13 protein-coding genes and 1 pseudogene are annotated in these 15,818 nt (G+C 34.5%); 1 reads left to right on the forward strand and 13 read right to left on the reverse strand.

All coding sequences use genetic code 11. The annotated features are described in order from the left end of the window. Positions 1 to 9: 9 nt before the first annotated feature. The 6 genes from ACPWTF_RS03055 to ACPWTF_RS03080 all read right to left on the reverse strand — a co-directional run bounded on the left by ACPWTF_RS03055 (position 10) and on the right by ACPWTF_RS03080 (position 7,744). Positions 10 to 906 (reverse strand): glycoside hydrolase family 71/99-like protein, encoded by an 897-nt coding sequence (locus ACPWTF_RS03055; RefSeq protein ID WP_427874346.1) that lies wholly within the window; start codon positions 904 to 906, stop codon positions 10 to 12. Between the two features lie 28 nt (positions 907 to 934). Beyond that, the gene (locus tag ACPWTF_RS03060) at positions 935 to 1,255 is read right to left on the reverse strand and encodes a hypothetical protein (protein ID WP_427874347.1); all 321 of its coding nucleotides are present in this window, start codon (positions 1,253 to 1,255) and stop codon (positions 935 to 937) included. Positions 1,256 to 1,548: 293 nt separating this feature from the next. Then, a complete protein-coding gene (locus ACPWTF_RS03065; protein WP_095931631.1) occupies positions 1,549 to 3,060 on the reverse strand; it encodes a RagB/SusD family nutrient uptake outer membrane protein in 1,512 nt (503 codons plus the stop codon). A 28-nt stretch (positions 3,061 to 3,088) separates the two neighbouring features. Next, on the reverse strand, positions 3,089 to 6,103 hold the full coding sequence (locus ACPWTF_RS03070) for a SusC/RagA family TonB-linked outer membrane protein (protein WP_427874348.1): 3,015 nt from the start codon (positions 6,101 to 6,103) through the stop codon (positions 3,089 to 3,091). A 28-nt stretch (positions 6,104 to 6,131) separates the two neighbouring features. Then, positions 6,132 to 7,214, reverse strand: coding sequence for a hypothetical protein (locus tag ACPWTF_RS03075; protein WP_427874349.1), 1,083 nt, complete (start codon positions 7,212 to 7,214; stop codon positions 6,132 to 6,134). Between the two features lie 8 nt (positions 7,215 to 7,222). Next, positions 7,223 to 7,744 (reverse strand): DUF5004 domain-containing protein, encoded by a 522-nt coding sequence (locus tag ACPWTF_RS03080; RefSeq protein WP_095931634.1) that lies wholly within the window; start codon positions 7,742 to 7,744, stop codon positions 7,223 to 7,225. Positions 7,745 to 8,227: 483 nt separating this feature from the next. Between ACPWTF_RS03080 and ACPWTF_RS03085 the strand changes: the two genes are divergently transcribed. Continuing rightward, a complete protein-coding gene (locus tag ACPWTF_RS03085; protein WP_427874350.1) occupies positions 8,228 to 9,826 on the forward strand; it encodes a DUF6377 domain-containing protein in 1,599 nt (532 codons plus the stop codon). Positions 9,827 to 10,112: 286 nt separating this feature from the next. Here the strand turns inward: ACPWTF_RS03085 and ACPWTF_RS03090 are convergent, their stop codons facing one another. From ACPWTF_RS03090 to ACPWTF_RS03120, 7 genes and pseudogenes are all read right to left on the reverse strand, one after another. Further along, on the reverse strand, positions 10,113 to 11,336 hold the full coding sequence (locus ACPWTF_RS03090; RefSeq protein ID WP_095931636.1) for a sterol desaturase family protein: 1,224 nt from the start codon (positions 11,334 to 11,336) through the stop codon (positions 10,113 to 10,115). A 133-nt stretch (positions 11,337 to 11,469) separates the two neighbouring features. Next, the gene (locus ACPWTF_RS03095; protein ID WP_427874351.1) at positions 11,470 to 11,796 is read right to left on the reverse strand and encodes a hypothetical protein; all 327 of its coding nucleotides are present in this window, start codon (positions 11,794 to 11,796) and stop codon (positions 11,470 to 11,472) included. After that, positions 11,756 to 12,310 (reverse strand): Glu/Leu/Phe/Val family dehydrogenase, encoded by a 555-nt coding sequence (locus tag ACPWTF_RS03100; RefSeq protein WP_427875727.1) that lies wholly within the window; start codon positions 12,308 to 12,310, stop codon positions 11,756 to 11,758. Before ACPWTF_RS03100 ends, ACPWTF_RS03095 begins: the two co-directional genes overlap by 41 nt. Positions 12,311 to 12,322: 12 nt before the next feature. After that, positions 12,323 to 12,476: pseudogene (locus tag ACPWTF_RS03105) on the reverse strand (Glu/Leu/Phe/Val dehydrogenase dimerization domain-containing protein); the annotation flags it as partial. After that, positions 12,430 to 12,756 (reverse strand): Glu/Leu/Phe/Val dehydrogenase dimerization domain-containing protein, encoded by a 327-nt coding sequence (locus ACPWTF_RS03110; RefSeq protein ID WP_427874352.1) that lies wholly within the window; start codon positions 12,754 to 12,756, stop codon positions 12,430 to 12,432. The gene ACPWTF_RS03110 and the pseudogene ACPWTF_RS03105, both read right to left, overlap by 47 nt. A gap of 450 nt (positions 12,757 to 13,206) precedes the next feature. Next, positions 13,207 to 14,061 (reverse strand): EamA/RhaT family transporter, encoded by an 855-nt coding sequence (locus ACPWTF_RS03115; protein WP_427874353.1) that lies wholly within the window; start codon positions 14,059 to 14,061, stop codon positions 13,207 to 13,209. A 106-nt stretch (positions 14,062 to 14,167) separates the two neighbouring features. After that, complete coding sequence (locus tag ACPWTF_RS03120) at positions 14,168 to 15,631, reverse strand: AAA family ATPase (protein ID WP_427874354.1); 1,464 nt, start codon at positions 15,629 to 15,631, stop codon at positions 14,168 to 14,170. Positions 15,632 to 15,818 lie beyond the last annotated feature (187 nt).

Below are 15,818 nucleotides of genomic sequence, written 5' to 3' on the forward strand. Positions count from 1 at the left end.
ATTACAGCTCTATTTTATTTCGCTTAATGTTTGTTTTGCTTTTACTGGCTGCATAGAAACAAAATAATTAAACACCTGATCTAGTTTTTTCTGGGCTTCGACATTTCCTTTTTTCTGTACGCGTAAATCATACAATTTGCTGATCTCTGGAAATACGCTTTCTGTATTTTTTACTCCAGCAAAAGCTTTGATTTTTTCAATGAAAGAATATCCAAATTCAACTGTTGGCTCAATCATGGTTCCTTCTCCGAAATCATTCCATGTAATCAGCTGCAGATAATTTACATTGGCATTTTTAGCTAAGACAAGAGTTTCATCCAATGTTGCACCATTGTTATGTTCGATCGTCCATCCAATCGCTGCTCCGCCTCCGCCTTGAGCGTAAAAATCTTTAAAACCAGGATAAGCGCTACCCATTGCAACACCCAATTTTGGTTTGGTATTGGTGTAAAAATTAGTTAAGTAACTATTGTCTTTGTATACCCATGCATATTCGCCAGAAGCATTTTCTCCTGCCATTGAAGAGTGATCCCAAAGTGTCAAGAAAGTGGGTTTTGCTGTTAAAGTATTAAAGACATTTGTCCATTCAGCGGGTGTCTGTAGCACAATTGGTCCAAAATTCATTAACAGCGGTTTACCATTAATCTTGATATAATTGGCATCAGAAAAATAATTCTTCTCTACATAAGCCAAATCTGTTTTTGCTGCACCGGTTACCGAAATTGCTTTTCCTGCATTAACCACATTGGTCAAAAATCGGTCTTCGTATACAATAGCATATTCTAAACCTACTTTATCAAGCATTTCGATTAATTGATCTGTATTCTCTTTGATCATTCCGTAATCGTTTACATCGTAAGTGCCGTACCAATCAATCAGAATTCCATCAATTCCTGAATATTTCATCAACAATAAATGATTTTCGATCACATTTTTATCGCCTGAGTGATAAGCTGCCAATCAGCGGATAATAGTACGATGCAATTTCTCTTCTTCCGTTTGCTCCTACGTTGTTCGGATTTTTATTGGCCATTGTCCAATGATATCCCCATTTTTTATCGGCACTACTTTCATTGGTTTCAAACCACGGCATGTAATGCATATAAATTTTAGTGCTGTTGGTTTTCTCAATCGCAACAGGGTCTGTTTTCTCTGGTTCTACAGGTTTGTCTGAGCCTTTGTCATCGCTGCTGCAACCGGCAACCATCGCAATGCTCATCAAACCAAAAACCAACGATGTGATATATCTTTTCATATTGATGTACTGTTTGTTATTTTTATATTTTGCCACAGATTAAAAGATTAAAAAGGATTTTATTGTGATTAATTTATTTCACGCAGATTTAAAAATATTTAAGCAGATATGCGCAGATTATTTTTTTTACATTTAAAATCAAATCTGCTTTAATCTGCAGAATCTGCGTGAAACAAAATCTTTTTTTTAATCCTCTAATTCAGTTTCTAATCTTTAGAATCTGTTACTAAAAAAATTAAAAACATGTCAGCCTTCCACGACTAACCAACATGGAAGACTGACATTCTAGTAACCTAATTTGGATACCCAGGATTTTGTTTAAGGTTTTTGTTTGTGGTTAAAACAGTACTTGGAATTGGAAAAATTGCTCTGTATTTCTCTGTTGTCCCTTTTGACCACCATGGTTCGAAGAATGTTCCAAAACGAATATTGTCTGTTCTTCTTCTTCCTTCGAATGTAAATTCTTTCAACAATTCTTGATTTATAAATGCAAGGTCAATGGTTGCTGGCAATTCTTCGCCTGCACGAGATGCTACTTGCTGTACAAATGGTCGTGCTAAATCTGGCGAACCTAAACGAACGTAACATTCTGCTTGCATCATCAAGATTTCTGCATAACGAATTAATACAAAATCGTGATCACGCTCCCATTGCTCTCCTGCTTTCATTTCATATTTATGTAAACGAACTCCTTCGTTCTCTTTTGCATCTTCCAGACTTGTTAGGTTCTCTGTATAAGTAAGCGGCTCTCCATTATCCATCATAATTACAGTTCCTGTTGCAAGATTGATCTGATCGCCTTCTAGCATACATTTTTTTCTCTTGTCTGTGTCTGCAAATGCAGAATAAACTCCAGGCTGTGCACACATTCCGTTTGCACTCCAAGGATAATTGTTTGGAATGGCAGAAATCGCTAATTTTTGATTATAATGACAAGACATTGAGTTCATGTAGTTTCCAACTGTACCTGCTTTTGAATCGTAAGGAATAGCGAAAATAATTTCTGTCGAAGTTTGATTTTCTGTCACGAAATTCGAAAAGAAATCTGGTGTCAAACTGTATCCAGTAACCTTTTGGCACATATTGATACAATCTTGCCAACGTGGCTGACCGATAAATGCTTCTGAATTAAGATACAATCTAGCCAATATAGAATACGCAACATTTCTAGTCATTTTAGAATACACTGCATTTGGATTTAAATGCGGAATAGCGTCTGTCAATTCTTTTTCAACAAAATCATAAACCTCTTTTCGTGTTGAATTGGTTGGAAGAGCTGTATCTTCAAAATCGGTTACAATTGGCACATTTCCGAATAAATCTAAAAGATTGTAGTAGTAATAGGCTCTAAGCGCTTTTAATTCTGCATAAATTGGCTCTTTTGATTTATCGCTAAGAGATGATTTATCGATTTGATAAATGATTGCATTAATCTTAGCAATTCCAGTATAATTGTAACGCCAAGCCGAAAGAATCATTCTGTTATCCGATTTCCAAGTATGCTTTTGCGCGTCTTGATATTGTCCGCCATCGTACCAGTTTGTACCTCTTGTCGGAATTGTTGCTTCATCTGAAACGACTTCATTCAAAAAGAAAACATACTCACAAGTTGGAAAATTATTTGAGATTGCATCAGAGAATCCTCTTAACGAAGAATAAGCTCCACCTACCAACGCATCAATCTCTTTGGTTGTATTTCCGAAATTTCCATCTTCTACCTGATCATACAACTGTTCGTCCAAATCAGTACAGGATACCGTAAAAAGCATGCTTAAAAGTATTGCTGCTGTTATTTTGATTTTCATTGTTAATATTTTATGGTTATCAATTCGCTTAGTTATTCAGCGTAAAATTTAATCCAACAGAAATTGTAGTTGGTCGAGGATAATTATTGTATCTGTCAATTCCAGGAGCTGCCAAACCAGTTTGATCCATTACTCCAGTCTGATTAATTCCGTCTTGAGCATTTAAACCAATCTCTGGATCTACACCTTTGTAGCCTGTAATTACAAATAAGTTTTCGCCCATTACATACATTCTAAATTTAGATTTTTTGTATTTCAATGGTAAAGTATAACCAAAAGTCAATGTCTGAAGTCTGAAGAAAGAAGCATCTTCGATCCAGTAATCTGAATATTTTGGAGACGAAGTAATACCGCTGCTTAAGAAAGAATCTGGCACATTAAAAGCTGGCAATCTGTTAGGATCATTTAGCATCATGTTTGTCGCATTTAATGCTTTTTGTCCAAACATTCCGTATCCAGAAAATCCAAGATCAAAGTTTCCGTAAGTAAAATTCATTCCGATACCTAAAGTTAAATCTGGCTGAATATTCCCTAGATCTCTTTTATCAGCATCAACCAAAGCACTTTCAGCGACTACTTCATTCGCAGCATTGTAGTATTGAATTTTCCCATCGGCATCTAAACCAGCATTTTTAAATCCCCAGAAAGTTCCAACTGGATATCCTTCTGCAATAATTTGAGAATATTGTCCAGACATCCCTGCCAAACCATGAAGAGATCCACTGTAGATCACGTCTGTTTTATAGGTTGGGTTAGAAAGTTTTTCAATTTTCTGAACGTTATGTCCAAGTGTCAAATTAGCATTCCAGTTGAATTTATCTCCTTTAATGATATCTGCATTCAAAGTTAACTCTACCCCTTTGTTTGACATTTCGCCCACGTTAGCCAACATTGTTCCTACTAAATAAGGTGGCTGAGGCACTTCGTAAGTGTATAATAAATCTTTTGTTTTTTTAGAATAATATTCAAAAGATCCTGTAATTCTATTGAAAAGTCCGAAATCAAAACCAACGTTAATTTGCTCTGTAGATTCCCATTTCAAATCAGGATTTGGGTTTTGTTTTGGAGAATAAGCCAAACTCCAAGTTTTAGTAACTGGATCGTAATAACTGTCGCTTCCAACTCCTAAAATAGAAAGTGATTTATACTCTCCAATTCCATCTTGATTTCCTGTAACTCCATAACCAACTCTCAATTTTAAGTTGTCTAACCAACCTTTTGAAGATTCCATAAATTCTTCGTTAGAAATTCTCCAAGCGGCAGAAGCAGATGGGAAAGTTCCCCACTTATTGTTTTCTCCAAAACGGCTTGATCCATCACGTCTTACGGTCGCTGTCAATAAATATTTACCATCGTAACCGTAATTAGCACGAGCATAAAAAGATACTAAATTTGATTTTCCTTTGTATGAATACACGTCGGTCAAACGATAGTTGTAACCCGCACCTAAATTATTATAACTAAAAGCATCTGTAACAAAACCACCTCTTTGTGCTCCAAAACCTTGATAGATATTTTCTAGATAAGAATATCCAGCTAAAGCGCCAATGTTATGTTTGTCTATAACTTTGCTGTAATTTACATAAAGTTCTCCTTGTGCATTTGTATATTCTGCATAAGTTCTTTGTGCAAAACCGCCTTCTGTCTGTCCTTCCATAACCGCATAAGATGGTTTGTAAGTACCCGCTTTTACTGCATTGTGTTCTAACGAAATATTTGCTGTAGCAGTAAAGTCATTCAAAAATTTCACATCTGTTTTAAAGTACCCTAAAAGTCTGTGTCTTTCATTATCAAAAGTTCTGTTTGTTAAAATCTCAACCGGATTCTGATAAATATTTCCTACTACTGCACTAAAATTCCCTTCTGAGTCGTAAACAGGAATGGTTGGATTTAAGTTATAAGCTCTTTCAAAAATTCTGTAATCTATTGGGTGCCATTTGTCAATATTTGCAAATAATCCCATATCAAATTTCACTTCTTTGTTGTCTCCAAGAAATTGGTAAGCGCTAACATTACCGCTTAATCTTTCCAATCCAGATTTTTTAATAACCCCTTCATTATTTAAGTACGAAAGTGAAGTTCTAAAACCGCTGTCTGCTTTACCAGAATTAATGCTTAACGTGTGCGATTGAGAAATCGAAGTCTGCTCGATTGCTTTTTGCCAGTTTGTACTTCCACCATAATCTACTGCATCTGCAATTTGATTCTGGCGTACATATCCTCTCCACTGATTTGCCGAAAGAAGATCTAAGTTATTATTGACATAACCGATACCCGTTTGTCCATTATAAACAACAGAAACACCTTTTGTTCCCGATTTTGTAGTAATCATGATTACTCCGTTTGCTCCACGAGAACCGTAAATTGCTGTTGCCGAAGCATCTTTAAGAACATCAACCGATTTAATATCTGAAGGTTGAACTACGTTAATATCAACTCCCGCAATACCATCTACCACAATTAACGGACTGTTACTTGCTGTTAAAGAAGTTCCTCCACGAAGACGAATTGTAGAAGCTGCAGCTGGATCTCCAGAAGGACGAATAATGCTTAATCCCGCCACTTTTCCTTGCAAAACCTGCTCTGTAGAACCAATAGTTCCTTTTAGCAATTCATCTGCTCCAACTGTAGAAATTGCTCCAGTTAAATCTGATTTTTTCACTTTTCCGTAACCTACAGAAACTACTTGTACTTCTGCCAATGCATATCCGTCATTTTGCAGGCGCACTTCATAATTAGAAGTATTGGCTGTAATCTGAACTTTTTGTGTTGTCGAGCCGATAAACGAAACTTCGATTACACTTCCTACGGCTACATTCAGGCTAAATTTACCATCAAAATCTGTTGTAGTTCCGTTTTTAGTTCCTACTTCAATGATAGAAGCTCCTGGCAATACATTCCCTGTATTGTCATAAACAGTTCCTGATATCTTTTTCGTCTGCGCGAAAGAATTGGCAGTAAGAAAAAGCATAAAAATCATCAATACCGCTGCCTTAGCAGTCCACATTTGATGCAGGACGCTTTTTGTATTTTTACTATTCATTAGAATTGGTGTTTTAATTTAATAGTGATTATTTATCTAAAGTTTTTAGCGGAATGGTCGTATCCGAAATCGTTTTGTCTTTATTGTCTTTTACCAAAACATGGATCTCGCTTAAGCTTGGAACTCCATTAAGTTCTGAAACCAGATTGACAAAACCTTTAATTTCTGCAGTTCCTCCAGTAAACTCACCCGAAATTGTTTTTGTACCAGCTGTAATCGTGTAGATTAATTTGTTTACACCTGCTTCGTTATTTTTTCTTGACATTCCAAGAAAATCTTTTTGACTGATTTGCGATGGAAAGAAAGCAAAACTTGGCGGTGGCGGCGGAACAAATTCTCCTGCGTAAATAACCTGATCTCCAGAATTTGCTGTCCAATTCTCTGCTACCATCAGAAAGTTTATTTTTTCCATTACAAAATCATCCGGAGCATTGAAATACTGCTTAGGAACAAAATCCATTTTATAAAAACCGTTACCTAAATCTTTTAATTTTGTTTTTTCGGCAATTTCTGGTTTTGCAGCTTCATACATTTGCTGAATAGCCCAGTCATTCAAACCACCATGCATATGTACACTTGGAGTGCCAGCAAATGCAGGATTAAGATTTGCATTAAAAACAATACTTACCGGTTTATCGATTAATGGTTTTGATGGATATGATCTAAATAATTCACCTGAAGTGTAGAAAGATGAAAAATCAATATAAGCCACATTGGCAACATCACTTTGTTTAGATCCGTTTTTGTTTTTCAAGCGAAACCAGAATCCATCACTCTTCGCTATTTCTTCTGGAGTTTTAGAAAAATAAAGCGTTGGAGTTAGCGTAAAACTCCAGATTTTGTTTCCTTCGTATTTCAGTTTTGCAAAATCTGATGAGTTTTCCCAGTGTCCAGCATCTGGTTCAGATGGAGACCAGATCCAGATATATAAATCTTCTGTTTCAGCAAATGTTGATGCCGACATATCAAAGTACCATGTAACTTTTTCATCATATTTGTAAACAACAGGAAATGATGAAATTGGACCTACAGCTCCTGCAGCTTCTTGTGCCTGAATAAAATTAGGAGCCATCAACAGGGCAAGTAAAATTGTATATATAAACTTTTTCATATTACTTTTTAATTAATAGCATTTAATTTAAACACATAAGACACGAAATCTACACCACCAGAAGAATGCGCCAATTGAATCTGCATTTCTTTGCTTTTACCTGGAACTGAAATCAATCTAAGTTCATCTGTTTTTTGCGTTTTCTGTGCGTCGCTGTACAGATAGATTTTTGTTCCAACACCAGTAGTAGATTGAAACGCTGAGCTAAGTGCCCAATACCCCTTAGGAGCAAATAAAGGAGGAACATCTCCAGTTACTTCATAACTTGTAGGATTGTTATTTCCATCTACGTTAAATTTGATTTTAAAATCTTCGTAGTTGAAATAAGTACTCAAGTTTTCTTCGTTTGGTTCGATCTTATTTGCTTTCGCAACTTCATCAACCATTTTCAGATTTGTTAATCCCCAATTTCCATTTACTTTTTCATAAAGGGTAATCGGTTCTACATAGCTTCCGTCATCTGTGTTATCGCATCCGATAGCAAATAAACACATCATAAAAGCTAGCCAATAAAGACTTTTACATTTCATAAATTTTTGGTTTTCGTTAGTTTGTTATACCCTTCAAAAGGATACAGCGAAACTAGACGTTAAATAAATCCTAAAAAAAAAATCTGAGAAAAATCAAGATGAAATTCACACATAAAAAACATTAAACAACTAACAATCAATACCTTATTGGTTTTTACAGGAGTAAAAAATCAAGACGCTGTTTAGATAAAAACAAGCCGTTTTAATATGGTAAAAATGACAATATGTAAAATAATAAGCATATTTTTTTTACTATGCATATTTATAACCAGTTTTTATTGTATAATTGCAAATAAATTGCCTGTTTTTAACATTTACAACTCATTTTCACTCCGAAAATCACCTTTTAAAGCTATGTTATTAAACATTTTATAAGATTCTAAAAAAAACAGGCTTAGCTTAATCTCAAACTTATTCTTAATTTTAAATCGAATTAACTAACTATATCAATCAACCCACTTTTCCCTAAACCAAAACCCAATCATGCAAAGAATATTGATGCTGCTTTTCTTCTTAGGAGGTTTTTCTCTTACTGCGAAAGAGACGAATCCATATTTAGAAGAATTAGATCAGGTACTCTTGAAAAAAGAGATTTACCTGAAACAGAAATATCGAAAAATTGAATCTTTAAAGAAAAATGTATCTAAGTTTACGCTTAGTCAAAATAATGAAGAATTGTACAATTGTTATATGTCATTGTTTGATGAATACAAATCTTTTAAATATGACTCTGCCTATTACTATTTAGAGCAATCTAAAATCAAAGCTAAAATCCTAAAAGATCCGAAGTATTTATCTAAAAGTCGAATCAAGGAAGGTTTTGTGCTTTTATCTTCTGGGCTTTTTAAAGAAGCGATTGACACGCTAAATGTTATTGATGATACTAAACTGGATCAAAGAAATAAATTTGAATACTATAACATTAAAGCTCGTGCTTATTATGATCTAGCCGATTATAACCGTGATCAGCGTTTTAATATTCATTATGTACAGCAAGGAAATCATTTCTTAAAGAAAGCTTTAGAATTAATCGGAACCAATACGAATGAATATTGGGCTGCAGAAAGTTTAAAACGATTGAAACAGCAAGACTGGCGCGGGGCCGAATTTGCTTTCAGTTATTGGATCAACAACTACAATCTGCCTCCTGATTATTACGGAATCGCCACTTCAAGTCTTGGCTATATTTATTCTGAACGGGGTTATACCAAAAAAGCGATTCAATATTTAGCTCTTGCCGCAATTGCCGATGTTAAAAATGCTACGAAAGAAACTGTTGCGCTTCGAAATTTGGCCAATGAACTTTTTAAAATGGGCTATTTGGATAAAGCAAACGAATACATCAATATTGCAATGGATGATGCCACTTTTTATAATGCAAGGCATCGAAAGATTGAGATTTCGTCGATTTTACCAATTATAGAAAAAGCGCAGTTAAATAATGTAAAGGATAAAAATGACAAACTGGAGAAGATCATTATTCTATTGACGATTCTTACCGTTATCATTTTCGTTTTCCTCGGCATCATTTTCAAACAATTAAAAGAAAAGAATAAAGCAAGAAAAATCATGGCCGATTCGTACCTGCAGTTGCAGGAAATGAATGTAAGTTTAAGCGAAGCCAATGCCATCAAAGAAGAATATATTACCTATTTTATCAAAGCAACTTCGGCTTTCATTAATAAAATAGACCATATTCAAAAAAGTACACTGCATAAAATCATTACCAAAAAAACAGATGAAGTTATCGCGAGTTTAAAGCGCTATAATGTAAAGGAAGAACGCGAAAATCTGTTTCATCAGTTTGACGAAATCTTCTTGAAATTGTTCCCAACGTTCGTAACAGATTTCAATAATTTATTCCCAAACGATCATAAATGCATTGTCAAAAAAGGTGAGCTTTTAAATACCGAATTGCGAATTTTTGCTTTGTATAGATTGGGCATTCAAGACAGCAGTCAAATGGCAGAATTCTTAGAACTTTCTGTAGCTACAATTTATACGTACAAAACCAGAATTAAAAGCAAATCTGATTTTAAAGATACTTTTGAGCAGAAGATTATGGAGATTAAAACTATTTAAAGTTGCTAAGGTTCTGAGATGCTAAGGTTCTAAGTTTTTTTTAGCCACGACTCTAGCTATAAGGACTGGCAAAGCAATTAACGAATTATGTTTTAATATCACAGCTCCGGAGGAGCGGCATATTTATAGAATGCAATTCAAACGACAATCAAAAAAGCTCCAGCGGAGCGACATATAAATTTAAATATTAATAAATATGTCGCTCCGCTGGAGCTCTTTTGTATAACAAATTTCTTTTCTATAAATATTTAGTCCCTCTGGGACTATACTCTAAAATTGTCATTTTCTATTCTGAAGTTTCCAATTGTAAAATGGTATTCTGATAAATCTTACTCAATGAAAACAATTGCTCTGCAAAAATCATTATTGCAATTGGAACAAAGAAAAATACCAGCAAACCTTCTTCATATAAAAAGTAAGTCGAAAGCATCGCCAGACGAGTATATTCTAGATAGTAAATCCATTTGCGTTGTTCTAATAAAGCACCGCAATTGATTAAAGTGATGATTACTAAAGAAAGTACAAATACTTTATCATACAATTCTAAATAATCAAAATAATAGGTAAAAACTGTCAGAATCAAAGTACAGATTCCTAATTGTATATAAAGATAATTTTTAAATCGAAGTCTCTGGTTTGGAGCTGCTTTATCCTGCAAAAAACGCTTTTCCAGAATGGGACGAATATCCTGATCCATATCGGCTGGGCTTCCAAAAACAGCATTCCATCTCGCTTTGAATCCGCTTGAGCGTTTCCATAATTCGTAAATTTCGAAATAATAATGAAAATGTTGCCACAAGAAACTATAGCTTTTTAGCGGATGCGTCAATCCATATTTGGGTTTTTCCTCTTCGGTTTGGAAAGTTCCAAAAAGGCGATCCCAAAAGGTGAACATATCACCGTAATTTTTATCCAAATACTTTTCGTCAGAAGCATGATGAACTCCATGAACAGAAGGGGTTACAAAAACATATTCCAACCATTTTATTTTACCGATAAGCTGTGTATGGGTAAAGAAAGAATAAGCGCCATGAACAATAAGCATGGTAATCACCATACTGGGATGAAAACCAACAAATGGCAAAACGCACCAAAATCCCGTTCGAATTATAGCTTGAAAAGTAGTAATTCTCGCTGCCGCAGTAAAATTAAACTCTTCGCTGTGATGATGTACAATATGCGCTGCCCAGAAAAAATTGACTTCATGTCCTAAGCGATGATACCAATACCAGACAAAATCGGTTGCAAGAATAAGGGCAAACCAAACCAAAGCATTACTCGGAATATCAAAAAGTCTATAATCATCATAAATTAAATAATACAGCTGATAAAAACTGGCTGCAACAAATAAGTTAATCAAACGCTCTGCAATTCCGATGGAAATATTGGAAACAGAACTTTCATAGTTAAAAATTTCAGGCTTTTTTCTGCGTTGAGCAAGCTTATATTCCAAAAACAAAAAAAGAAAAAAGGCCGGCATGGCAAATGCTAGAAAATTGATATTTTTCATTTATTTGATACTTTTCGATTATAAATATTATAATTAATAGTTCAAACGAAAAAGACACTTCCATCAATTACGTTTTTAAGAGCGCTAAAAACGTAATTAACGAAAATGATCTTTTACGAAGTAAACCTGATTTTTAATTCTGTTTAAATAAAGGCGCTTCCAAGGCAACTTCTTTAACTGACTGCGTTTCGGCCACTTTTTTCAAAGCGATTATATAAGCCGCAATACGAGGCGTTACACTATGTTTTACTGCAACTCTAAAAACAGTATCAAAACCTTTTTCTAAAATATCCTCCAAACGTTTGTTTATCTGATGGATTCTCCATGACTCCAAAAGCGAATTCTGAAGCCACTCAAAATAAGAAACGGTAACACCGCCCGCATTGGCCAAAATATCAGGAACAACTAATATATTTTTATCATGCAGAATCTGATCTGCATCTGAAGAAACAGTGTCCATTGGCACCTTCAACAATAATTCTGGCTTGAATCTCTCCTGCATTATGCTTCGTAATAACATCTTCTTTTGCCGCAGGAATCAATACATCGACATCTAAAAGCAATAAATCTTCGTGTTTTATGGCAACCGAATTTGGATAGCCTTTTATGGTTTTATTATTTAAGTTATAGTACAAAATCAGTTCTGGAATATTAATCCCGTTTGGATTATAAAATGCTTCTGAAACATCACTTACCGCCACAACTTTCACTCCTTTTTCATGCAGAAATAACGCAGAATGCAAACCAACGTTTCCAAATCCTTGAATTGCAGCAGTAGCTCTTGCCGGTCTTATTTTTAGTTTCTCAAGAGCTAGAAGTGTAATAATGCTTACTCCTCTTCCTGTTGCTTCTACTCTGCCTAAAGATCCGCCAGAATGAAGATGTTTTCCGGTTACAACCGCATGAATTGGTCTTCCATGCAATAGTGAAAACTCATCCATCAGCCAGCCCATTTCGTCTGGTCCTGTTCCCATATCTGGCGCAGGAACATCTTTCTCTGGCCAAAATATCAGCCAAAGTTTTGGTATAAGCTCTTGTAATTTTTTCTAATTCTGCTTTAGAATGCTTTCTCGGATCGCAAATAATGCCGCCTTTAGCTCCACCAAATGGAATTCCAGTTACAGCAGATTTCCAGGTCATCCAGGCGGCAAGTGCTTTTACTTCGTCCAGATTTACAGCGGTGTCGTAACGAATTCCGCCTTTTGAAGGTGCCCAAAGCCGTATTGTGAATTACACGGTATCCTTCAAAGTTCTGAACGTTTCCATTATCTAAAGTAATAGAAAAATTTACTGTGATTTGTTTTTCTGGGCGCTGCAATTTTTGTTTGATAGAATCATCCAATTTTAAAATATCAGCAGCGATATTAAAGCGATCAATCATGGATTGAAACGGATTATGTTTTATAATTTCTGAGCTCATAATATATAGTTTTTAGGTTTGGGTTACTTTTAATGTCTATTATCTTCTCTCGTAAGAAGATTTACTTTCTCTTTTAATCTTCAAACTAAATGCAACACGGAATTTTTATCAGGCAACGGCGCATCAAAATTTTCATATTTCTGTTGGTTCTCATATCTTGATTTTTAATGATTCAAAAAAAAGCCTTTCATGGTGCAATGAAAGGCTAAAAAAAAATAACTAACAAGTACTTTCTCTATTAACGCCATTTCAAAACGTGATTCATCATACAGCACATCGCAAAGCTGCATGGAAAAGACGTCATAATATTTCGGCTATAGTTTTTCATTGTTGAGACAAAGCTACAAAAATATATTTATAAATTCTATAGAATTAGTCGAGTTTATTTTAGTTAATTAAAATTTAAACATTAAATCAATTGAAAATAAAAGGGTTACCGCTTAAAAAAAATTACTTTAATTGCGACAAAACAATAAAAATGACAGCGACCAATGCCAAAACTAGACCTAAAATATTGATTTTAGATAATTTTTCTTTGAAGAAAAAAGCACCAATAAGAGTTCCTAAAATAATTACGCCCATATTCATCCCAGCAAAAACTGTTGATGGATTTTCTGCAAATGCTTTGTGCGCTTTTAAGTAGAATAATATATTTCCGAAGTTGAAAACGCCAACCAATATCCCAAAAGGAATACTTTTTAAAACAAAATTTTCTTTGGTTACAAACAGCTTATACAATACGATTAAAATAGAAACAGCAAAAGCAATTAGAAAAACAAAGAATAACGATGTGGTATAAGGAACGACCGTATATAAAGCTATTTTCTTAAAAAGAATATCAATAATTCCAAAACCAAACAAAACTGCAGCTGGATAAATCCATTTGTTTTCTGTATGGCTTGAGGGCTTTTTTAAAATGAATAAAAGTGCCGCAAAACCAATTAAAACTCCAATAACCTTATAAGTATTAAATCCTTCATTAAATAGCAACCAAGCTGCCAAAATCGGAATAAATAAGGACAATCTTTGGGCTGCATCTGTTTTCGCAATCCCCATAAATTTTATCGAAAGTGCCAAGAATAAAAATAAGATCGGAAGCAAAATTCCAACAGAAGTGTAAATTTCTAATGGCGCATTATTGTCTAACGCATTTAGATCTGGCGTAAAAGTAAAATAACAAAGCGTTATCGCAGCGATGTAATTGAACGAAATAATCTGTGACGGATTAGCATTGTATTTTCTAGAAATCTTAAATATAACACCAACAATAACACTGCAAAGAATACTTAATATAAGGAATAACATAAATTTATTTTAGAACTGTAAAAGTAAGTATTGCAAAATAAAAAAGTCCAGCCGGTTTTAAAAAACCAGCTAGACCAGATTAAGTTTTATCTGTATTCTTTTTTTTTTAGAATTTACTGATATAGCTTCCGTAAATATCTCTAAACTGACTTCCCTTTGCAAAACGATCTTTGCTCAGTTTCTTATATTCTACCAATCCCCAAAGAATGAATTCTTTCATAAAATAGACATCTTCTTTTGCTAATTGCGGCTGGTATTTTTTCAATAATTCATCTAATGGAGTTACTTCATCTAGAATGTTTTTATAATCTTTATCAGAAGCATCATCTAACAACTCGAAACCGCTCTCAGCAAAAAACCATTCTACAAGATCTGAATATGGTGTTTTTTCATCAGGTTTTTCTAATTTTTCTATTTTTGGGAAATATTCAGGGAATAAGGTTCTAATCGCAGATCCAATTAAACTTTCGGCCACAACATCGGCTCCCTCCTGCTCTCCTTCGTAAACCAATTCGACTTTTCCTGTTATGGCTGGAATAATTCCGATAAAATCGGATAAACGAATTGAGGTTTTGTCAACTCCAGAAATCAAAGCTCTACGCTCTGCTGTACTAATCAAGTTTTCAAAAGCCGTAATACTCATTCTCGCACTCACACCGCTTTTGTTGTCAATATATTCGCTTTCACGAGCTTCAAAACTAATTTGTTCCAAAATATCTCTTGCTAAACTTGGAACATAAACCACATCGGTCTGATTTTGATCTAATTTAGATTCTTGTTCCGTAATTGTTCTCGCAATTTCAATACTTTCAGGATAATGCGTTAAAATCTGAGAACCAATTCTATCTTTCAAAGGTGTTACAATACTTCCTCTATTGGTATAATCTTCAGGGTTTGCAGTGAAAACAAATTGCATGTCTAAAGGCATTCTTAATTTGAATCCTCTAATTTGAATATCGCCTTCTTGCAAAATATTAAATAATGCTACTTGAATTCTTGCCTGTAAATCAGGTAATTCGTTGATTACAAAAATACAGCGATTCGCTCTCGGAATCATTCCGAAGTGAATTACGCGGTCGTCTGCGTAAGACAATTTTAAATTTGCTGCTTTTATCGGATCGACATCTCCAATTAAATCGGCAACCGTAACGTCTGGAGTTGCTAGTTTTTCGAAGAAACGATCGTTTCTATGCAACCAAGAAATCGGAGTTTCATCTCCTTTTTCTGCAATTAAATCCTTCGCAAAACGAGAAATCGGGTTTAACGGATCGTCGTTTATTTCTGAACCTTCCACAAACGGAATATATTCGTCTAATAACTCGACCATTTTGCGCGCCAAACGCGTTTTTGCCTGTCCGCGAAGCCCCAGCAAATTAATATTATGACGAGATAAAATTGCTCTTTCTAATTCAGGAATAACAGTATTTTCAAATCCATGAACACCTTCAAAAACAGGTTTTCCTGATTTGATTTTTTCGCGAAGATTATTTCGCAACTCATCTTTAATGCTTGTACTTTTATATCCAGTGGCTTTTAATTGACCTAATGTCTTTATAGTATTTATTTCCATTGTGTTGAAATATAGATTGTTTATTTATTTTTTTATGACAATATATTGTGTCATTGCCATGTGTTAGACGCACTGCAGTGCGTCTCTACGATATACGAACGGAATCCAGAGCGTCTATTCAGGTGCAAAGAAACCTTAGTGTCTTAGCATCTCAGAAACTTAGAAACTTAGAATCTCAAAACCTTAG

Origin of the sequence: Flavobacterium sp. MMS24-S5 (assembly GCF_050320125.1) — a bacterium.
Taxonomy (GTDB): Bacteria; Bacteroidota; Bacteroidia; order Flavobacteriales; family Flavobacteriaceae; genus Flavobacterium; species Flavobacterium tyrosinilyticum.